The 19,260-nt window shown below is 68.6% G+C and carries 16 protein-coding genes; 9 read left to right on the forward strand and 7 right to left on the reverse strand.

Annotation, left to right across the window (positions count from 1 at the left end):
* The first annotated feature begins 213 nt into the window (after positions 1-213).
* On the forward strand, positions 214-1,575 hold the full coding sequence (glnA, locus tag KUM44_RS26400; protein ID WP_062719336.1) for a type I glutamate--ammonia ligase: 1,362 nt from the start codon (positions 214-216) through the stop codon (positions 1,573-1,575).
* A 97-nt stretch (positions 1,576-1,672) separates the two neighbouring features.
* On the opposite strand, the gene KUM44_RS26405 is transcribed toward glnA, so the two are convergent.
* The 4 genes from KUM44_RS26405 to KUM44_RS26420 all read right to left on the reverse strand — a co-directional run bounded on the left by KUM44_RS26405 (position 1,673) and on the right by KUM44_RS26420 (position 5,009).
* On the reverse strand, positions 1,673-2,974 hold the full coding sequence (locus tag KUM44_RS26405; protein WP_217211711.1) for a hypothetical protein: 1,302 nt from the start codon (positions 2,972-2,974) through the stop codon (positions 1,673-1,675).
* 179 nt (positions 2,975-3,153) lie between these two features.
* Positions 3,154-3,894 (reverse strand): VOC family protein, encoded by a 741-nt coding sequence (locus KUM44_RS26410; protein WP_217211713.1) that lies wholly within the window; start codon positions 3,892-3,894, stop codon positions 3,154-3,156.
* Between the two features lie 132 nt (positions 3,895-4,026).
* The gene (locus KUM44_RS26415; protein ID WP_217211714.1) at positions 4,027-4,485 is read right to left on the reverse strand and encodes a VOC family protein; all 459 of its coding nucleotides are present in this window, start codon (positions 4,483-4,485) and stop codon (positions 4,027-4,029) included.
* A 2-nt stretch (positions 4,486-4,487) separates the two neighbouring features.
* On the reverse strand, positions 4,488-5,009 hold the full coding sequence (locus tag KUM44_RS26420; RefSeq protein ID WP_217211715.1) for a pyridoxamine 5'-phosphate oxidase family protein: 522 nt from the start codon (positions 5,007-5,009) through the stop codon (positions 4,488-4,490).
* 159 nt (positions 5,010-5,168) lie between these two features.
* Here KUM44_RS26420 and KUM44_RS26425 point away from each other — a divergent pair, with 159 nt between their 5' ends.
* Positions 5,169-8,168, forward strand: a complete 3,000-nt coding sequence (locus tag KUM44_RS26425) for a bifunctional [glutamine synthetase] adenylyltransferase/[glutamine synthetase]-adenylyl-L-tyrosine phosphorylase (protein ID WP_217211716.1) — start codon at positions 5,169-5,171, stop codon at positions 8,166-8,168.
* A gap of 162 nt (positions 8,169-8,330) precedes the next feature.
* Here the strand turns inward: KUM44_RS26425 and KUM44_RS26430 are convergent, their stop codons facing one another.
* Positions 8,331-9,314 carry a phosphatase PAP2 family protein gene (locus tag KUM44_RS26430; protein ID WP_217211717.1) on the reverse strand — a complete coding sequence of 328 codons (984 nt, stop codon included), beginning with the start codon at positions 9,312-9,314 and terminating at the stop codon, positions 8,331-8,333.
* A gap of 84 nt (positions 9,315-9,398) precedes the next feature.
* Positions 9,399-10,433 carry a LacI family DNA-binding transcriptional regulator gene (locus KUM44_RS26435; protein WP_308402724.1) on the reverse strand — a complete coding sequence of 345 codons (1,035 nt, stop codon included), beginning with the start codon at positions 10,431-10,433 and terminating at the stop codon, positions 9,399-9,401.
* 380 nt (positions 10,434-10,813) lie between these two features.
* On the opposite strand from KUM44_RS26435, the gene KUM44_RS26440 reads away from it, so the two are divergent.
* The 6 genes from KUM44_RS26440 to KUM44_RS26465 all read left to right on the forward strand — a co-directional run bounded on the left by KUM44_RS26440 (position 10,814) and on the right by KUM44_RS26465 (position 17,351).
* A complete protein-coding gene (locus tag KUM44_RS26440) occupies positions 10,814-12,082 on the forward strand; it encodes an extracellular solute-binding protein (protein ID WP_217211719.1) in 1,269 nt (422 codons plus the stop codon).
* 109 nt (positions 12,083-12,191) lie between these two features.
* Positions 12,192-13,196: a carbohydrate ABC transporter permease gene (locus KUM44_RS26445; RefSeq protein WP_217211721.1), complete on the forward strand. Its 1,005-nt coding sequence runs from the start codon at positions 12,192-12,194 to the stop codon at positions 13,194-13,196.
* Positions 13,197-13,209: 13 nt separating this feature from the next.
* A complete protein-coding gene (locus KUM44_RS26450) occupies positions 13,210-14,103 on the forward strand; it encodes a sugar ABC transporter permease (RefSeq protein WP_217211722.1) in 894 nt (297 codons plus the stop codon).
* A 233-nt stretch (positions 14,104-14,336) separates the two neighbouring features.
* The gene (locus KUM44_RS26455; RefSeq protein WP_217211723.1) at positions 14,337-15,998 is read left to right on the forward strand and encodes a glycoside hydrolase family 13 protein; all 1,662 of its coding nucleotides are present in this window, start codon (positions 14,337-14,339) and stop codon (positions 15,996-15,998) included.
* Between the two features lie 137 nt (positions 15,999-16,135).
* Positions 16,136-16,690: a SigE family RNA polymerase sigma factor gene (locus KUM44_RS26460; RefSeq protein ID WP_308402725.1), complete on the forward strand. Its 555-nt coding sequence runs from the start codon at positions 16,136-16,138 to the stop codon at positions 16,688-16,690.
* Positions 16,683-17,351, forward strand: coding sequence for a hypothetical protein (locus KUM44_RS26465; protein WP_217211724.1), 669 nt, complete (start codon positions 16,683-16,685; stop codon positions 17,349-17,351). The genes KUM44_RS26460 and KUM44_RS26465 overlap by 8 nt, the downstream gene beginning before the upstream one ends.
* Before the next feature lie 30 nt (positions 17,352-17,381).
* On the opposite strand, the gene KUM44_RS26470 is transcribed toward KUM44_RS26465, so the two are convergent.
* A complete protein-coding gene (locus KUM44_RS26470) occupies positions 17,382-17,525 on the reverse strand; it encodes a hypothetical protein (protein ID WP_217211725.1) in 144 nt (47 codons plus the stop codon).
* Between the two features lie 237 nt (positions 17,526-17,762).
* Here KUM44_RS26470 and KUM44_RS26475 point away from each other — a divergent pair, with 237 nt between their 5' ends.
* Positions 17,763-19,190: an alpha-amylase family protein gene (locus KUM44_RS26475; protein WP_374202077.1), complete on the forward strand. Its 1,428-nt coding sequence runs from the start codon at positions 17,763-17,765 to the stop codon at positions 19,188-19,190.
* Positions 19,191-19,260: the final 70 nt, after the last annotated feature.

Consider the following 19,260-nt stretch of genomic DNA (forward strand, 5'->3'; position numbering starts at 1 on the left):
GGCGGTCCGAGCAGGCAAGATGGGCGGCAGAGCAGTGCACCGGCACCACGGAGGGACACCTGCCGTATGCCGGGAGTTCGACCCGGGGTCGCTTCGGCGATCAAGGTGCGCAACGCGCCTGAAATGGTGTTGTGGTGTGATGCTCAGGTGCCCGACCGCCTCCCGCCGCACCGGAGACAGGCGGCCTGACCAGCAAGGATGGGGAAGCGCAAGATGGACAAGCAGCAGGAGTTCGTGCTCCGGACGTTGGAGGAGCGTGACATCCGGTTCGTACGCCTGTGGTTCACGGACGTGCTGGGCTTCCTCAAGTCGGTCGCCGTGGCCCCCGCCGAACTGGAGCAGGCCTTCGACGAGGGCATCGGCTTCGACGGCTCGGCGATCGAGGGCTTCGCCCGGGTCTACGAGTCCGACATGATCGCCAAGCCGGACCCGTCGACCTTCCAGATCCTGCCCTGGCGCGCCGAGGCCCCCGGCACGGCGAGGATGTTCTGCGACATCCTGATGCCGGACGGCTCCCCGTCCTTCGCCGACCCGCGCTACGTCCTCAAGCGCGCCCTGGCCCGCGCCTCCGACCTGGGCTTCACCTTCTACACCCACCCGGAGATCGAGTTCTTCCTGCTGAAGGACCGCCCGCTGGACGGCTCACGCCCACAGCCCGCCGACAACTCCGGCTACTTCGACCACACCCCGACCAACGTCGGCATGGACTTCCGCCGCCAGGCGATCACCATGCTGGAGTCGATGGGCATCTCGGTCGAGTTCTCCCACCACGAGGGCGCCCCCGGCCAGCAGGAGATCGACCTCCGCTACGCCGACGCGCTGTCCACGGCGGACAACATCATGACGTTCCGCCTGGTCATGAAGCAGGTGGCACTGGAGCAGGGCGTCCATGCGACGTTCATGCCGAAGCCGTTCTCCGAGCACCCGGGCTCCGGCATGCACACGCACCTGTCGTTGTTCGAGGGCGACAGGAACGCGTTCTACGAATCCGGCTCGGAGTACCAGCTCTCCAAGGTCGGCCGCTCCTTCATCGCGGGCCTTCTCCGCCACGCCGCGGAGATCTCCGCGGTCACCAACCAGTGGGTCAACTCCTACAAGCGCATCTGGGGCGGCTCCGAGCGCACCGCGGGCGCCGGCGGCGAGGCCCCGTCGTACATCTGCTGGGGCCACAACAACCGCTCGGCCCTGGTCCGCGTCCCGATGTACAAGCCCGGCAAGACGGGTTCCGCCCGCGTCGAGGTCCGCTCCCTGGACTCCGGCGCCAACCCCTACCTGGCCTACGCCCTCCTCCTCGCCGCCGGCCTCAAGGGCATCGAGGAGGGCTACGAGCTCCCTCCGGGCGCCGAGGACGACGTCTGGGCCCTCTCCGACGCCGAACGCCGCGCGATGGGCATCGAACCACTGCCCCAGAACCTCGGCGAGGGGCTGACCCTGATGGAGCGCAGCGACCTCGTCGCCGAGACGCTGGGCGAGCATGTCTTCGACTTCTTCCTGCGCAACAAGCGGCAGGAGTGGGAGGAGTACCGCAGCGAGGTGACCGCGTTCGAGCTGCGGAAGAACCTGCCGGTGCTGTAGGCGCGGATCGGATCGGTTTCCCGCCGATTCGGCGGATGGGGTCGACGGTCGCGGACCGTTGGCCCCGTCGCGCAGGATGACCGAGGCGCAGAAGCATCTACACGTCGGTGCTCGCTGCCCCGCCTCCCCGCCCCTCGATGTCCTCGGGGGGCTTCGTCTGCTCAGCTGCCGCTTGGCCGCCACCGGACGCCCTCTCGGACTTCCCCTGTTCAGCGGGCGCCACGCCCTCGCCCCCGGCCGGCCCGCCGCCCCCGGTGCCACCCCCGACGACGGGACCGCCGCCGGGCTTGCCTCCATCGGGTCCGCTGGGCCGCAGCGTGGGCTTTATCAACCTGTCGGTGCTGGGCGGCGGTGCATCGACGGCCCGCGCTGAACCGCGCACGTTGTCCAGAAGAAGATTGCCCTTTTTGTCGAGCAATCGCGTCAAGCTCTCCTGGCCGATCCCAAATGTCACGGCCCATGCGGCGATCTGGGCCCCGTTATCCAATGCCGAAAGCCCCGGGATGAATTCACCATGTATGAGAACCAATCCCAAAATGGCTGACAGGGCACCGATAGGGATGCGTAGAATAAGTAGGCTCATGGGCACCATGTACGGAACAGCGGATCCGCGTATATGGCGAATGGACGCGGCACCTGCCAGTGCTGCGGCTGCGGCACCCAGGGATGCTACAAGCAGTACGTTGTCACCGTCGGGCGGCCATCCGTCGACTGGGCAGACATATTTCGTGGCATTGGGGTTCTCGGCGGTGGGCGCGGGTGGTCGGAAGCAAAGTTTGTCAGCCAGTGCGGAAGGATTCTGATAGCCTGACAGGATCAGGAGGACCGCGAATGCAGAAAGTGCAAGGAAAGCGAGAAGCAGGATGTTGCGAAAATTTCGCACCCTGGCTATCTCTATTTCCTCTGTGTGATTGGCGGCGTGAAGGACGCCTGCGGCCAGATACCTGCCATCCACGCTCAGCATGTTGTTATTCTCGCGCAGATGCTCTTCAAGGAGCTTGAGGCGCGGATCCTCCTGCCCCAAGTGTTGAATGCCCTTGGCCAGAACAGAGGATCCTGCCCACCCGATTTCCTGCGCAGGTGTCAGCTTGAGGACGATCAATTCGGCTTCATGGATGGTGGCCAAGGTCCGATCTCTCGCGGACGCGCCAGCCCAGAGTGGCGGCCAATTATCCGTCGCCTGCCGCGCCCCATTCAAAAGCTGGTGTGCTTTGCGTGCGAGTTTTTTGTCGTGCTCCGACATTGCCTGCATATTTTCGACGCGGTCGAGCTCGGCTTGAACGGCTGCAATGTGAGCACTCGCACGCTGACGCCATGAGCCAATCTTCTTATGCGCAACTACGTCGTTCTTGTGCGATGGGTCGGCGCCTTCTCCGGGCACTGCATGTTCGTCACTCATTCGAATCACGATCCTGCTTGATTCAGGGAGAGATCACAGGAAAGGTGAAGTAGGAAGAGTGCAAGGCGTATGAGTTTCGGGGGCGTCGTCCGTAGCCCGACAGTCACCCATCATCCTGAATATTCAGTGGACCACAGACAGGTAGGAGGTGCAACTCAAGGATTGCTTCAGACAGTAATTCAGGACAGGGCGAGGACGCAGAACTCGTGGCCCTCCGGGTCGGTCAGGCACGTCCACGGGACGTCGCCCTGGCCGAGGTCGAGGTCGGTGGCGCCGAGGGCCCGCAGCCGGGCCACCTCCGCTTCCTTGTCGTCACCGGGGTACGGCAGCAGGTCAAGATGAATGCGGTCCGGCACGGTCTTCACGCCGGGCGTGCGGAGGAACTCGAGATACGGGCCGGCAGCCTTGGCGGAGCGCAACACCGCGTGATCGTCGGTGACCTCGTGCAGGGTCCAGTCCATCGCCTCACCCCAGAACCGGGCCATGGCCCGCGGATCCGCACAGTCGACCACCACCACGGCGATCGGCCCGGTGTCCCGGTGGATCCCCCGAGGCTCCAACACGCAGAACTCGTTGCCCTCGGGGTCCGCGAGGACCGTCCACGGCACTTCGCCTTGGCCCACGTTGACGGGCGTCGCACCGAGAGCCTTCAGACGGGCGACCAACTCCGCCTGGTGGGCGGCGGAGGTGGTGGCGAGATCGAGGTGCACACGGTTCTTCGTTGTCGTCTTGGGTTCCGATACCGGAACGACGTCGACGCCGAGGGCGACCGGGTCCGGCCAGACGAGGCCGCCGGCAGGTCCGACGTAGGTGGTCACACCGGGGCTGTAAGCACTCCAGCCGAGCGCCTCCGCCCAGAACCGGCCGACCGCCGAGGCGTCAAGAGCCTTTATGTTCACGTGAACAGGTCGCAGAGCCATGCCGGCGATCCTGTGCATGCACACAAAGACGTGGAGGTGCCGCCGCATGCGCGCTGAGCCAGCAAGTGACCGATGAGAGTGCCGCGGTGCCTCGGCACCGCGGCTTTCCCATGTCCCAGGACCCTGCCCGGCCTACTGCGCCTGCTGCCGCTTGGCGGCCAGATCCCCCAGCAGCCGGTGCAGCGGCTCAGTCGCCCGGCGCCGGTACTCCTGGATCGACCAGCCGTTGCCGTCGGGGTCCGTGAAGTACATGAACGTCGCACCGTCGTCGGGCGAGTACTGGACCGGCTCCGACACCTCAAGGCCGCGCTCCACCAGTTCCGCGTGGGCCGCCTTGATGTCGGCGACGCAGAGCTGGAGGCCCTGGTAGGAGCCGGGCTCGGGCTTGGTCTCGCCCTTGGTCAGGTCCCAGATGCTGTCGCCGAGCGCGATCGAACAGCCCGAGCCCGGAGGCGTGAGCTGGACGATGCGCATGCCGGGCATCACTTCCTGGTCGATGTCGACGTGGAAGCCGACCTTGTCCCGGTAGAAGTCGCGGGCCCGGTCGATGTCGCTCACGGGCAGCGGGATCACTTCGAGCGTGAAGTCCATCGCTAGTCCTCCAAGGAGAATCGCCAACGGGTCTGGCTGAACGGCTCACCCTTACCGAAGCCGAAAACCGTGCGAGGCGCCACCGAGTAGACGTAAGCGTGTCCCGCGCCGTGCCGGAAAGAGCCGTCGGCGACGTCGAAGTGCCAGAAGCTGCCGTACTTCGCCTCCCAGGCGGCGGCCAGTTCGCGCAGCCGGGCGTCGTCGGTGATCCGCACCGCCTCGCCCTCGACCACCACGTCGTAGCCCTTGTCCCAGGTGTTCGTGCCGGTCGTCAGGACCAGGTTCGGGTTCTCCGCCAGATTCCGCGCCTTGCGCTCCTCCGGTCCCGTGCAGAAGTGCAGCGCGCCCCGCGACCACACCGCGGGCAGCGGCGTCACGTGCGGGCGCCCGTCCGGTCGTACCGTCGAGATCCAGAACAGCTCGGCCTCGGCCAGCAGCTTCTCGGCCTCGGCCCACGGGATCGCCGTGGCCGCCTTGTCGCTGTAACGCGCATCCAGCCGGGTCTGCGGTTGCTTGTCGGTCATCGGGCGCCCTCCAGACATGTCGCTCGAATGTCCCTCGACCATGCTGACCGCGCACGCCGTCGGAACTCATCGGCGCCACTCCCAGGTACTCCGGTTAGGCTCGACCGCGTATGACCTTGATCGGGCGCCGTGGGGCCCCGATCGGACAGGAGGCCGAGCATGACGGCGCCGGGGCGCAGGAGCAGTACCTTCAGTCGGCTGCTGCGGCACGGATTCACCGACCCCTCGGCCGCCGAGCGGCTCCTGGACAGCGCCCAGGTCGCGCCGATCAGAAACGACCCGGTGCTCCTCGAGGCCCTGGGCGCCACCGCCGACCCGGACCTCGCCCTGCACGGTCTCGTACGGCTGCTCGAAGCACAGCCCGACCCCGTCGCCCAGCGGGAACTGCTCGACACGGTGATAGCGGCCAAGCCGTTGCGCGACCGGCTGCTCGGCGTGCTCGGCGCCTCCACCGCGCTCGCCGACCACCTCGCCCGGCACCCGAGCGACTGGCAGGCACTGGTCATGTACGAGCCGCGGGACCTGCACCCCGAGGTGGAGGAGTTCGAGCAGGGCCTCGCCGAGGCCACCGACCCGGTCTCCCTGCGCGTCGCCTACCGGCGCTGCCTGCTGTCCATCGCCGCGCGCGACGTGTGCGGCACCACCGACGTGGCCCAGACCGCCGCCGAACTCGCCGACCTCGCCACCGCCACCCTGCGCGCCGCCCTCGCCCTCGCCCGTGCCGCCGCACCGGAGGACGCCGCACAGTGCCGGCTCTCGGTGATCGCGATGGGCAAGTGCGGAGGCCACGAGCTCAACTACGTCTCCGACGTCGACGTCATCTTCGTCGGGGAGACCGCCGACGGCGCCGACGAGGGCAAGGCCCTGCGGTCGGCCACCAAGCTTGCCTCGCACATGATGCGGATCTGCTCCGAGACGACCGTCGAGGGATCGATCTGGCCCGTGGACGCCAACCTGCGGCCCGAGGGCAGGAACGGCCCCCTGGTCCGCACCCTCAGCAGCCACCTCGCCTACTACCAACGCTGGGCCAAGACCTGGGAGTTCCAGGCCCTGCTCAAGGCACGCCCGGTCGCCGGCGACATCGAACTCGGCGAGGAGTACGTCGCCGCGCTCCAGCCCTTGGTCTGGAAGGCCGCCGAACGGGAGAACTTCGTCGCCGACGTGCAGAAGATGCGGCGCCGGGTCGTCGAGAACATCCCGGTGGGCGAGCTCGACCGGCAGCTCAAGCTCGGCCCCGGCGGGCTGCGGGACGTCGAGTTCGCCGTCCAGCTGCTCCAGTTGGTGCACGGCAGGCACGACGCGTCACTGCGCAGCGGCACCACCCTGGACGCCCTCCAGGCACTCGCCGCCGGCGGCTACGTCGGCCGTGCCGACGCCGCGCAGCTCGACGACGCCTACCGCTTCCTGCGCTCCATGGAGCACCGCATCCAGCTCTACCGGCTGCGCCGGACCCACCTGGTGCCCGAGGACGACGCCGACCTGCGGCGCATCGGCCGCTCCCTCGGCCTGCGCGTCGATCCGGTCGCCGAGCTGAACCGTGAGTGGAAACGGCACGCCGGTGTCGTACGGCGGCTGCACGAGAAGCTCTTCTACCGGCCGCTGCTCGACGCCGTCGCCCAACTCGCCCCGGGCGAGGCACGGTTGAGCGCCGGGGCGGCCCGCGAGCGGCTGGTCGCGCTCGGGTACGCCGATCCGGCCGCCGCCCTGCGGCATCTGGAGGCGCTGGCCTCCGGGGTGACGCGGAAGGCGGCGATCCAACGGACCCTGCTGCCCGTGCTGTTGGGGTGGTTCGCGGACTCCGCCGATCCGGACGCCGGTCTGCTGAACTTCCGCAAGGTGTCGGACGCGCTCGGCAAGACGCCTTGGTATCTGCGGCTGTTGCGGGACGAGGGCGCCGCCGCCGAGAACCTCGCCCGTGTGCTGTCGGCCGGCCGGCTCGCTCCCGATCTGCTGATGCGGGCGCCGGAGGCCGTGGCGCTGCTCGGGGACGGGGACGGCGGAACCGGGCTGGAGCCGCGGTCGCGGCAGCACCTGGAGCAGGAGATCCTCGCCGCGGTGCGCCGCGCGGACGGCGCCGCGCAGGCGGTCACCGCGGCCCGTGGGGTGCGGCGGCGGGAGCTGTTCCGTACGGCCGCCGCCGACGTCGTCGACTCCTACGGCACCGAGACGAAGCCGGCCGAGGCCGACCAGGGGGCGCTGGTGGACCGGGTCGGGACGGCGGTGTCCGACCTTACGGCGGCCACGTTGGCGGGGACGCTGCGGGCGGTGGTGCGGGAAGGGTGGGGCGACACGCTGCCCACCCGGTTCGCGATCATCGGCATGGGGCGGTTCGGGGGGCAGGAGCTGGGCTACGGCAGTGACGCCGATGTGCTGTTCGTGCACGAGCCGCGGGACGGGGTCGACGAGCACGAGGCCGCGGTGGCGGCGAACCGGGTCGTGGAGGAGATGCGGCGGCTGCTACAGATCCCGAGTGCGGATCCGCCGTTGTTGATCGACGCCGGTCTGCGGCCGGAGGGGAAGTCGGGGCCGCTCGTTCGTACGCTGAAGTCGTATGCGGCCTATTACCGCCGGTGGTCTTTGGTGTGGGAGTCGCAGGCCCTGCTGCGGGCCATGCCGGTCGCGGGGGATCCTGAGCTGGGGTCCCGGTTCGTCGAGTTGATCGGTCCGTTGCGGTATCCGGCGGAGGGGCTCGGGGACGAGGCGGTGCGGGAGATCCGGCGGCTGAAGGCCCGTATGGAGTCCGAGCGGCTGCCGCGGGGGGCCGATCCCAAGCTGCACACCAAGCTCGGGCCCGGGGGGCTGTCCGATGTGGAGTGGACGGTGCAGCTGTTGCAGTTGCAGCACGGGTGGGCCGTGCCCGGGCTGCGGACCACTCGGACCCGGGAAGCTCTTGCCGCCGCCTGTTCGGCCGGGCTCATTCCGGAGGAGGAGGCGGGGATCCTGGACGAGGCGTGGGTGCTGGCCACTCGGGTGCGCAATGCCGTGATGCTGGTGCGGGGGCGGGCCGGGGACACGTTTCCCTCGGACAGTCGTGAGCTGGCTGCGGTGGGGCGGTATCTGGGGTACGAGCCCGGGCATGTGGGGGACATGCTCGATGGGTATCGGCGTACCGCTCGGCGGGCTCGGGGGGTCGTGGACGAGCTGTTCTACGGGGGCTGAGGCCGGGTACCTCCGGCGGTTGGGCCGGGATGCCTGCGGCGGCTCGTTGCGGTGGGTGGGGGCTGGTTGCGCCCGCGTGGCGGAGCTGTGAATGGATACAGTTCCGCGTCCCTGAGATGCCTGCGGCGGCCTGCGTGGGTTCGGTGGGGGTGCGCGTAGCGCCTACGCGTGGGTCGTGGGGCGGGGCCGCGCCGGGGGGTGTCCGTCCTCGGTCGGGCGGCTCGGTTCCGCTGAAAAGGGCTCGGCGTTGACGCCCGCCGCTGCGGGCGGACACCCCCCGGCACGGCCCCTTGCCGCCGTCGGCGACCGCGGGTGTGTTTGTGGTTGCGCCACGCGCCTCGGCAGGGCGTGCGGCAGCTTTCCGTACCAGAGGCGGGCCACCGTGTAGCCGAAGGCCAGGCAGATCAGGCCGCCCACCGCGTCCAGCCAGAAGTGGTTGGCCGTGGCCACGATCACCAGGAGGGTGGCTGCGGGGTAGAGGAGGCCCAGGACCCGGACCCAGGGGATTCTGGCCAGCGCGAAGATCGTCAGGCCCGACCAGACGGACCAGCCGATGTGCATGGAGGGCATCGCGGCGTACTGGTTCGACATGTTCTTCAGGTCGCCCGAGGCCATCGAACCCCAGGTGTCGTGGACCAGGACCGTGTCGATGAAGGCGGTCTCGGTCATCAGGCGTGGGGGAGCGAGCGGATACAGGTAGTAACCGATCAGAGCCACGCCCGTGGTGGCGAAGAGGACCAGTCTCGTTGCCGCGTAGCGGCCGGGGTGGCTGCGGTAGAGCCAGACCAGGACGGCCAGGGTGATGATGAAGTGCAGCGTCGCGTAGTAGTAGTTCATGCCGACGATGAGCCAAGTCACCGAGTTCACGGCGTGGTTCACCGACTGCTCGACGGCGATGCCGAGGTGGTGTTCCAGGTTCCAGAGCCAGTCCGCGTTGCGGAGGGCCTCCGCTCTTTGTTCCGGGACCGCGTTGCGGATGAGTGAGTACGTCCAGTAACTCACCGCGATCAGCAGGATCTCGAACCAGAGGCGGGGGCGGCGGGGGGTGCGCAGACGGCGCAGGGGGCCCCACCCCGTCTCGTCCGCGACGGGGGGAAGAGCGGCCGCTTCCCGGCCTTCCAGTGTCGTCACGGTCGTGTCACCCATGGGCACAGAGTCTGCCAGAAAAGACTTCCCCGACCGATCATCCTCCGGTCAGGGTCAGGACGCACGTTCTACGGGGGCCCCGTCCTAGGGATGGTTTCTGTTCCCCGGTGCCGAAGCCGTCGAACCGCGCACCACCAGCTCCGGCATGAACACGAACTCACTGTGGGGGGCCGGGGTCCCGCCGATCTCCTCCAGGAGCGTGCGTACCGCGGCCTGGCCCATCGCCGGGACCGGCTTGCGGACGGTGGTCAGGGGCGGGTCCGTGAAGGCGATCAGAGGGGAGTCGTCGAAGCCCACGACGGAGATGTCCCTGGGGACCTCCAGGCCGCGCTGCCGGGCCGCGCGTATCGCGCCCAGCGCCATCATGTCGCTCGCGCAGACGATCGCGGTGCAGCCGCGGTCCATCAGGGCCGTGGCGGCCGCCTGACCGCCCTCCAGGGTGTAGAGGGAGTGCTGGATCAGGTCGGTTTCGACGGTGTCCGGCGGCAGGTTCAGCTGGTCCTGCATGGTGCGGACGAAGCCCTCGATCTTGCGCTGGACCGGCACGAAGCGCTTGGGGCCGAGCGCGAGACCGATGCGGGTGTGACCGAGCGAGGCGAGGTGCGTGACCGACAGGGCCATCGCGGCGCGGTCGTCCGGGGAGATGAAAGGTGCCTGGACCTTGGGGGAGAAGCCGTCGACCAGGACGAAGGGGACGCCCTGGGCGCGCAGCCGCTCGTAGCGCTGCATGTCGGCGGTGGTGTCGGCGTGGAGGCCGGAGACGTAGATGATGCCCGCCACCCCGCGGTCGACGAGCATCTCGGTGAGTTCGTCCTCCGTGGAGCCGCCCGGCGTCTGGGTGGCCAGTACGGGGGTGTAGCCCTGCCTGGTCAGCGCCTGGCCGATGACCTGGGCCAGGGCCGGGAATATCGGGTTCTCCAGCTCCGGGGTGATCAGGCCCACCAGGCCCTCGCTCCGTTGCCGCAGCCGCACCGGACGCTCGTAGCCGAGCACGTCGAGTGCGGCCAGTACGGACTGGCGCGTGGTGGCGGCGACGCCCGGCTTCCCGTTGAGGACGCGGCTGACGGTCGCTTCGCTCACCCCCGCCTGAGCAGCGATGTCGGCAAGCCGTGTGGTCACGGCACTGGACTGTACCGGCCGAAAGTCGCCTTGCACACCAATCGGACGCCGGCGGCGACCTGTTGGCCGGCCTGGTCCGGGTTGCTGCGTCATCGCGCTCCCTTGTGAAAGTGGTGGCAAGAGCTTGCAGAGTCTTGCACAAGTGGTCCGCATGGCGCTCCACCCGTGGAAAGAAGCGTCTCACGACGGTCGCCGACTGGTCACGCACGGATAACTTCGGAGATCTCTTGCACTTTTTTTCTGCAAGGTCTTTCGTCGATCTTTCAACGCTGTTACGTTCACGTCGCCCGGCGGCCGCAACGGCGCAGTCGGCAAGACAGCAGGGTCAGGCAGACGGGGCCGGCCCTGCACAGACGGGCTTTCACCCTCAAGGAGAACTCATGCGGCGTGGCATAGCGGCCACCGCGCTGGTGGCGTCCCTCGCTCTCGCGGCGACGGCGTGCGGCGGGGACGACAGTGGCAGCGACTCGAGCGGGCCGGTCACCATCACCTGGTGGGACACCTCCAACGCCACCAATGAGGCGCCGACGTACCAGGCCCTGGTCAAGGAGTTCGAGGCCGCCAACAAGGACATCAAGGTCAAGTACGTCAACGTCCCCTTCGACCAGGCGCAGAACAAGTTCGACACCGCCGCCGGCTCCAAGGGTGCCCCGGACGTCCTGCGCTCCGAGGTCGGCTGGACCCCCGCCTTCGCCAAGAAGGGTTTCTTCGCGCCGCTGGACGGCACCGAGGCCCTCGCCGACCAGGCCAAGTTCCAGCCCAGCCTGATCGAGCAGGCCAAGTACGAGGGCAAGGTCTACGGCGTTCCCTTCACCACGGACACCCTCGCCTTCGTCTACAACAAGGAACTGTTCAAGAAGGCCGGCGTCGAAGCCCCCAAGACCTGGGACGACCTGAAGAAGGCCGCCGCCACGATCAAGGACAAGACCGGCGTCGACGGCTACTGGGGCTCCACCCAGGCCTACTACGCCCAGACGTTCCTCTACGGCGAGGGCACCGACACCGTCGACGCCGACGCCAAGAAGATCACCGTCAACGGCGCCGAGGCCAAGAAGGGCTACGGCACCTGGCTGAGCCTCTTCGACGGCAAGGGCCTGCACAAGGCCGACACCACCGCCGACGCCTACGCCCACATCCAGGAGGCGTTCGTCAACGGCAAGGTCGCCGCGATCATGCAGGGCCCCTGGGAGATCACCAACTTCTACAAGGGCTCCGCGTTCAAGGACAAGGCCAACCTCGGCATCGCCACCGTCCCGGCCGGTTCCAGCGGCAAGGCGGGCGCCCCGACCGGTGGTCACAACCTGTCGGTCTACGCCGGCTCCGACGAGGCGCACCAGAAGGCCGCGCTGAAGTTCGTGAACTTCATGACGTCGGCGAAGGCCCAGGAGACCATCGCCCTGAAGAACTCCACGCTGCCCACGCGTGACGACGCCTACACGGACAAGGTCAAGGCCGACCCGGGCATCGCCGGCTACCAGACGGTCCTCGCCGCCGCCCAGCCGCGCCCGGCGCTGCCCGAGTACAGCTCTCTGTGGGTCCCGCTGGACACCGAGCTGCTCAAGATCGCCGGTGGCAAGGAGTCCCTGGACAAGGGCCTGAGCACCGCCGAGACCGAGATCACCAAGCTGGTCCCGGACTTCAGCAAGTGACCCCGCGTGGCCGCCGGAGCGCCCTGATCATGGGGGGAGCGCTCCGGCGGCCACCGGCCTGTGTGCCGTACACCCCTGATCTGCCGAACTTCGAGAAGGTTGTCGAACCATGACAGTCGCCATCGACCGCGCGACCGGCAAGCGCCGCGGTGACCGCGCGCCGCGGCCCGGACTGGGCCAGCGCCTGAAGCACGGCTACCAGAAGCACTGGTACGCCTACGCGATGATCGCCCCGGTGGTGATCGTCCTCGGAGTGCTCGTCGTGTACCCGCTGGTGTACGGCTTCTACCTCACGCTCACCGACGCCAACAGCCTCAACAGCGCCCGCACGATCGGCGTCAACGAGATCGAGGCCACCTACAAGTTCATCGGCTTCGACAACTACGCCGACATCCTGTGGGGCGAGACGGCGTACGACCGCTTCTGGTCGCACTTCATCTGGACGGTCGTGTGGACGGCGGCCTGCGTCACCCTCCACTACACGATCGGCCTCGGCCTCGCCCTGCTGCTCAACCAGAAGCTGCGCGGGCGCACCCTGTACCGGCTGATCCTGATCCTGCCGTGGGCCGTGCCGACCTTCGTCACCGTCTTCGGCTGGCGGATCATGCTCGCCGACGGCGGCGTCGTGAACTCCTTCCTGGAGACACTCCACCTGCCGGCCCCGCTGTGGCTGGAGGACACCTTCTGGCAGCGGTTCGCCGCGATCATGGTCAACACCTGGTGCGGTGTGCCGTTCATGATGCTCTCGCTGCTCGGCGGCCTTCAGTCCATCGACTCCTCCCTGTACGAGGCCGCCGAGATGGACGGCGCCAGCAAGTGGCAGCAGTTCCGGTACGTCACCCTGCCGGGCCTCAGGTCCGTCAGCTCCACCGTCGTACTGCTCGGCATCATCTGGACCTTCAACCAGTTCGCGATCATCTTCCTGCTGTTCGGCAAGACCGCTCCGGACGCCGACATCCTCGTCACCTGGGCCTACCGCCTCGGCTTCGGACAGCAGCCACGTGACTTCGCGCAGTCGGCCGCCTACGGCATGCTGCTGCTGGCCATCTTGATCGTCTTCACCTCCTTCTACCGCCGCTGGCTGAACCGCAATGACCAGCAGCTCGCGATCTGAGGCAGGAGTCCCCATGAGTACGACCACTGTCGAGACCCCGCTGACGAAGCAGGAGTCCGCGACCACTGCCGGGCCGCGCAAGGTACGCCGCCGCGGCACGTCCCTCGTCTCGCACGGCATCCTCAGCGTGGCGAGCCTGATCGCGCTGTTCCCCGTGGCCTGGCTGCTCTTTCTGTCCCTCGGCCCGGACAAGGACGACTATCTTCACCCCGGCGGCATCTGGGGAAAGATGACGCTGGACAACTACACCTACGTCCTCCAGGAGACGAAGTTCCTCGACTGGCTGACCAGCACGCTCATCGTCACGCTGGGCACCACGTTGATCGGCGTCGTCATCGCCGCCACCACCGGCTACGCGGTCTCGCGGATGCGCTTTCCGGGCTACAAGAAGTTCATGTGGGTGCTGCTCGTGACCCAGATGTTCCCGGTGGCCGTCCTCATGGTGCCGATGTACCAGATCCTGTCCGAGCTCCAGCTCATCGACAGCTACCTCGGCCTCATCCTCGTCTACTGCACGACGACCGTGCCGTACTGCGCCTGGCTGATGAAGGGGTACTTCGACACGATCCCGTTCGAGATCGACGAGGCAGGACGCGTCGACGGGCTGACCCCCTTCGGCACGTTCGGGCGACTGATCCTGCCGCTCGCCAAGCCGGGCCTGGCGGTCGCCGCGTTCTACAGCTTCCTCACGGCCTTCGGCGAGGTCGCGTTCGCGTCCACGTTCATGCTGTCCGACACGAAGTACACGTTTGCGGTCGGTCTCCAGACCTTCATCAGTGAGCACGACGCGCAGCGCAACCTGATGGCCGCGACCGCGGTGCTCGTCGCCATACCGGTTTCCGCGTTCTTCTACTTCGTGCAGAAGAACCTGGTGACCGGGCTCACCGCGGGTGGCACGAAGGGGTAACGCGCCGTGGGGCGAGCTGTAGTCGGTTGTCTGCGGCACCGTCGTGGCTTGTCGCGCCCACGCGGCGGTAGCCGCAGATTGATACAGCCCCGCGCCCCTGAAAAGGGGCGCTCCGCCCCCCTGTACCCGAGGCGGTCGCGGTGTCCATCCGACCCCGCTGTCACCGCGGCCGTCTCGTCCTCACCGTTGTATGCCCACCTGACCCCATGAATCCGTTACGTACCAAGGACGCCATGAGCCAGCAGCACTCCGCCCTCGCCCCGGCCCCGAACCCCGCCAATGCCAAGCGCGGCGACTGGTGGCGGGACGCGGTGATCTACCAGGTCTATCCGCGCAGCTTCGCCGACAGCAACGGCGACGGCATGGGCGACCTGGAAGGCGTACGCTCCCGCCTGCCCTATCTGCGCGACCTCGGCGTGGACGCCGTGTGGCTCAGCCCCTTCTACGCCTCCCCGCAGGCCGACGCCGGCTACGACGTCGCCGACTACCGGGCCGTCGACCCCATGTTCGGCAACCTGCTCGACGCGGACGCGCTGATCCGCGACGCCCACGAGCTGGGGCTCAGGATCATCGTCGACCTCGTCCCGAACCATTCCTCCGACCAGCACGAGTGGTTCAAGCGGGCGGTCGCCGAGGGACCCGGTTCCCCGCTCCGGGACCGCTACCACTTCCGTCCCGGCAAGGGCCCGAACGGCGAACTCCCGCCCAACGACTGGGAGTCCATCTTCGGCGGCCCCGCCTGGACGCGCGTCGCCGACGGCGAGTGGTACCTCCACCTCTTCGCCCCCGAGCAGCCCGACTTCAACTGGGAGCACCCGGCCGTCGGGGACGAGTTCCGCTCGATCCTGCGCTTCTGGCTCGACATGGGCGTCGACGGCTTCCGTATCGACGTCGCCCACGGCCTGGTGAAGGCGGAGGGGCTGCCGGACCTCGGATCCCACGACCAGCTCAAGCTGCTGGGCAACGATGTCATGCCGTTCTTCGACCAGGACGGCGTGCACGCCGTCTACCGTCAGTGGCGCACGGTCCTGGACGAGTACGCCGGCGAGCGCATCTTCGTCGCGGAGGCCTGGACCCCGACCGTCGAGCGGACCGCGAACTACGTCCGCCCCGACGAGCTGCACCAGGCCTTCAACTTCCAGTACCTGTCGACGGAGTGGGAAGCCGAGGAACTGCGCCAGGTCGTCGACCGCACGCTGGAGGCGATGCGCCCGGTCGGCGCCCCGGCGACCTGGGTCCTGTCGAACCACGACGTCACCCGCCACGCCACCCGCTTCGCCAACCCGCCCGGCCTCGGCACCCAGATCCGCACGGCCGGCGACCGCGAGCTGGGCCTGCGCCGCGCCCGCGCCGCCACGCTCCTCATGCTCGCGCTGCCCGGCTCGGCCTACGTATACCAGGGCGAGGAGCTGGGCCTGCCGGACGTCGTCGACCTGCCCGACGAGGTCCGCCAGGACCCGGCCTACTTCCGGGGCGAGGGCCAGGACGGCTTCCGCGACGGCTGCCGCGTGCCGATCCCGTGGACACGCGAGGGCTCGTCGTACGGCTTCGGAAGTGGTGGCAGCTGGCTGCCGCAGCCGGCGGGCTGGGGGGAGTTGAGCGTCGAGGCGCAGACCGGTGTCGCCGACTCGACCCTGGAGCTCTACCGTGCCGCCCTCGCGGCCCGCCGTGCGCACCCCGACCTGGGGGCCGGCGACGAGGTGGAGTGGCTGCGGGCCCCCGAGGGTGTCCTGGCGTTCCGGCGCGGAGACTTCGTCTGCGTCGCCAACACCACCGGCGAGTCGGTGACGGTCCCCGCCCACGGCCGCGTACTGCTGACCAGCGGCGAGATCACCGAGGCGGACGGCGAGACGAAGGTGCCGTCGGACACGACCGTGTGGTGGACGACGGCCTGACGGCTGCGCAGTTTTGAGAGGGCCCGCTTCGGCGGGCCCTCTTGCTGTCCGCCGACTCCCGGACCGGACGGTGTTCCCCGCAGGGAACCCTCCGGGTGACCCAGGTCCTCAACCAAGTGAGACGTCATGAGTGCCGAGTGAGAGGCGAAGGGATGTGGAACGGCAGGGACGAGGCGTTCACGGCTTTCATGGCCGCACGCTACGGTTCGCTCCTTCGCACCGCCACGCTGCTCACCGGCGGCGTGCGTCCCCGGGCCGAGGACCTGGCGCAGGAGGCACTCCTGCGCACGTACCGGGCCTGGCACCGGATCGGGCGACTCGAAGCCGCCGAGGCCTACACCCGCACCACCATGGTGCGGCTCCTGGTCAAGGACCGGCGTCGGCGCTGGAACTCCGAGGTCCCCGCCGAGGACCTGCCGGAGCTCCCGGAACCCGGACACGAGGAGGAGGTGGCGACCGCCGTGGCCGTACGCGAACTGCTGCGCACCATTCCCCCGGCGCAACGGGCCGTGCTCGTACTCCGCTTCTACCACCAGCTCACCGAGCGGGAGATCGCGGACGTGCTGGGCTGCTCGCCCGGCACGGTCAAGAGCCGTGCCGCCCGCGCCCTCGCCGCACTGCGTGCCGAGGGGTTCTCCACCACCTCGGTACCCGACCGGGAGATCCCGGAGAGGGGGCACCCCGATGACTGACAAGCCGCTTCCCGACGAGCCGTTTCCGGAGGACGAGCGGGTACGCCTGCTCCTCATGGCCGCCGCCGAGGCGGAGGGCGGGATCGTCCCACCGGGCGCCGCCTTCACCGCCCGTGCGCGGCGCTCCCTCGTGCGCCGCCGCCTCGCCGTGGTCACGGCCACGTTCGCGGCAGGCGCGGCCGCGGCGGCCGGGGTCCTCCTCGCCAGTGGCGTGACGGGGGACGACGATCCGCCGCCCGCCTCCGAACAGTGTCTGAATGACACGGTACGGAACATCGAGGACCGCCAGGCGCAGGGCTACCGCCCGGTGTACGGCACCTTGCACGAGGACTGGATCCCGGTGGACGACGGAGTCACCAAGAGCTCCGGGTTCCGCTTCGACATCGAAGGCGCCCTCGCCGACGGCCGGGGCGTCCCGTCGAGCGGATCGGTCACGGTCTGGCACCCGGTGAACGAGGCCCAACTCCCGGAACCCGGACGGTACGTGCTCCTCCTCGACCGAGCGGACCGCCCCGACCGCGACGGCACGCCCCTCTTCCACCTGGCCCCGGAGCGGGCACTGCCCCTCGACACGGACGACCGCGTCGAGCTGCGGTGTGCCGACGGCAGCACGGGCTCCGTGCCGCGGGACCGGCTGCGCGCCGCGACGAACGGGGAGTGACCCGGGTCCACCGCGGCGCGCGGGCCTGGCTCACTTCCAGGCGTCGCCGGTCGTGTACGACCGGTTCGTGCCCGACTCCCAGGTCACGTTGCCGGAAGTCGTGGTGTCCGCCTGCGCGGAGCCGGCGGGCAGGGCGCGACGGAGGGCACCCAGGGGACGGTGTCCGGTCGTCATCTGCGGCTCCGTAGGCGATGTTCGGGATGCCGATCGGCGGTCCGGGCTTCAACCTCTGGTGAGCGTGACGGAGTTGAGGAAGGCACGTCAAGGTTACGGATGAAAGTACTTGCTATTACTTTCAACTCTCTTGCTGTAAACCTTTCGTGGCGGTACGGTCACGCCGACGCCCGGCAACGAAGCCGCGCCGCGGCGCAGGGGGGCCCGACTGAGCCGCATCCGCAAGGAGTTCAGCCTGTGATATCGAAGAGTCCGGCGCGCCCGAAGCGCCACAGGAAGCGACGCCGTACCGCCCTCGCCGCCGCGCTGACCGCGCTCTCCGCAGCGGGAGCCGCGGCCCTCATCGCGCCCGGCGGAACCGCCTCCGCCTCCCCGCCCGGCACCAAGGACGTCACCGCGGTGATGTTCGAGTGGAACTTCGCCTCGGTCGCCAAGGAGTGCACCAACACCCTCGGCCCGGCCGGCTACGGCTTCGTTCAGGTCTCCCCGCCCGCCGAGCACATCCAGGGCTCGCAGTGGTGGACCTCGTACCAGCCGGTGAGTTACAAGATCGCCGGGCGCCTCGGCGACCGTACGGCCTTCCAGAACATGGTCAACACCTGCCACGCGGCCGGCGTGAAGGTCGTCGTCGACACCGTCATCAACCACATGTCGGCGGGCAACGGCACCGGCACCGGCGGCTCGTCGTACACGAAGTACAACTACCCGGGCCTGTACTCGGCACCCGACTTCGACGACTGCACGAGTCAGATCAACAACTACCAGGACCGGCGGAACGTCCAGAATTGCGAGCTGGTGGGCCTCGCCGACCTGGACACCGGGGAGTCGTACGTCCGCGGGGCCATCGCCGGTTACGTGAACGATCTCCTCTCCCTCGGCGTCGACGGCTTCCGCATCGACGCCGCCAAGCACATCGACGCCGCCGACCTCGCCAACATCAAGTCCCGGCTGAGCAATCCGTCGGTGTACTGGAAGCAGGAGGTCATCTACGGCAGCGGAGAGGCCGTCCAGCCGACCGAGTACACGGGCAACGGGGACGTGCAGGAGTTCCGGTACGCCTACGACCTCAAGCGGGTCTTCAACAACGAGAACCTCGCCTATCTGAAGAACTACGGCGAGGGCTGGGGGTACATGAACAGCGGCGTCTCCGGTGTCTTCGTCGACAACCACGACACCGAGCGCAACGGCTCCACGCTCAACTACAAGGATGGCGCCAACTACACCCTGGCCAACGTCTTCATGCTGGCCTGGCCCTACGGCACCCCGGACATCAACTCCGGCTACGAGTGGTCCGACGCGGACGCCGGACCGCCCAACGGCGGCACGGTCAAGGCCTGCTGGCAGGACGGCTGGAAGTGCCAGCACAAGTGGCCGGAGATCATCCGCATGGTCGCCTTCCGCAACGCCACGCGCGGTGAGGCCGTGACGAACTGGTGGGACAACGGGGGCGACGCCATCGCCTTCGGGCGGGGCAGCAAGGGCTTCGTGGCCATCAACCACGAGTCGGGCTCGCTGAGCCGGACGTACCAGACGTCGTTGACTGCGGGGACCTACTGCAACGTCCAGGACGGCACGACTGTGACGGTGAACTCCAGCGGGCAGTTTACGGCCACGCTCGGTTCCAACACCGCCCTCGCGATCTACGCCGGCAAGTCGAGCTGCTGAGTTGCAAGTCGGCCAGCGCCCCTCGGTGGATTTCCCCGAGGGGCCTGATCGCAGGGTTTGCGAACGCGCT

Source organism: Streptomyces sp. AC550_RSS872, assembly GCF_019049285.1.
GTDB lineage: Bacteria > Actinomycetota > Actinomycetes > Streptomycetales > Streptomycetaceae > Streptomyces.

Excerpts from the sequence above, each read along its gene's own strand:
- glnA (WP_062719336.1), top strand. The coding sequence starts at position 214 with ATGGACAAGCAGCAGGAGTTCGTGCTCCGGACGTTGGAGGAGCGTGAC.
- KUM44_RS26425 (WP_217211716.1), top strand. The coding sequence starts at position 5,169 with ATGACGGCGCCGGGGCGCAGGAGCAGTACCTTCAGTCGGCTGCTGCGG.
- KUM44_RS26470 (WP_217211725.1), bottom strand. The coding sequence starts at position 17,525 with ATGACGACCGGACACCGTCCCCTGGGTGCCCTCCGTCGCGCCCTGCCC.
- KUM44_RS26410 (WP_217211713.1), bottom strand. The coding sequence starts at position 3,894 with ATGGCTCTGCGACCTGTTCACGTGAACATAAAGGCTCTTGACGCCTCG.
- KUM44_RS26420 (WP_217211715.1), bottom strand. The coding sequence starts at position 5,009 with ATGACCGACAAGCAACCGCAGACCCGGCTGGATGCGCGTTACAGCGAC.
- KUM44_RS26450 (WP_217211722.1), top strand. The coding sequence starts at position 13,210 with ATGAGTACGACCACTGTCGAGACCCCGCTGACGAAGCAGGAGTCCGCG.
- KUM44_RS26465 (WP_217211724.1), top strand. The coding sequence starts at position 16,683 with ATGACTGACAAGCCGCTTCCCGACGAGCCGTTTCCGGAGGACGAGCGG.
- KUM44_RS26405 (WP_217211711.1), bottom strand. The coding sequence starts at position 2,974 with ATGAGTGACGAACATGCAGTGCCCGGAGAAGGCGCCGACCCATCGCAC.
- KUM44_RS26430 (WP_217211717.1), bottom strand. The coding sequence starts at position 9,314 with ATGGGTGACACGACCGTGACGACACTGGAAGGCCGGGAAGCGGCCGCT.
- KUM44_RS26455 (WP_217211723.1), top strand. The coding sequence starts at position 14,337 with ATGAGCCAGCAGCACTCCGCCCTCGCCCCGGCCCCGAACCCCGCCAAT.
- KUM44_RS26440 (WP_217211719.1), top strand. The coding sequence starts at position 10,814 with ATGCGGCGTGGCATAGCGGCCACCGCGCTGGTGGCGTCCCTCGCTCTC.
- KUM44_RS26445 (WP_217211721.1), top strand. The coding sequence starts at position 12,192 with ATGACAGTCGCCATCGACCGCGCGACCGGCAAGCGCCGCGGTGACCGC.
- KUM44_RS26415 (WP_217211714.1), bottom strand. The coding sequence starts at position 4,485 with ATGGACTTCACGCTCGAAGTGATCCCGCTGCCCGTGAGCGACATCGAC.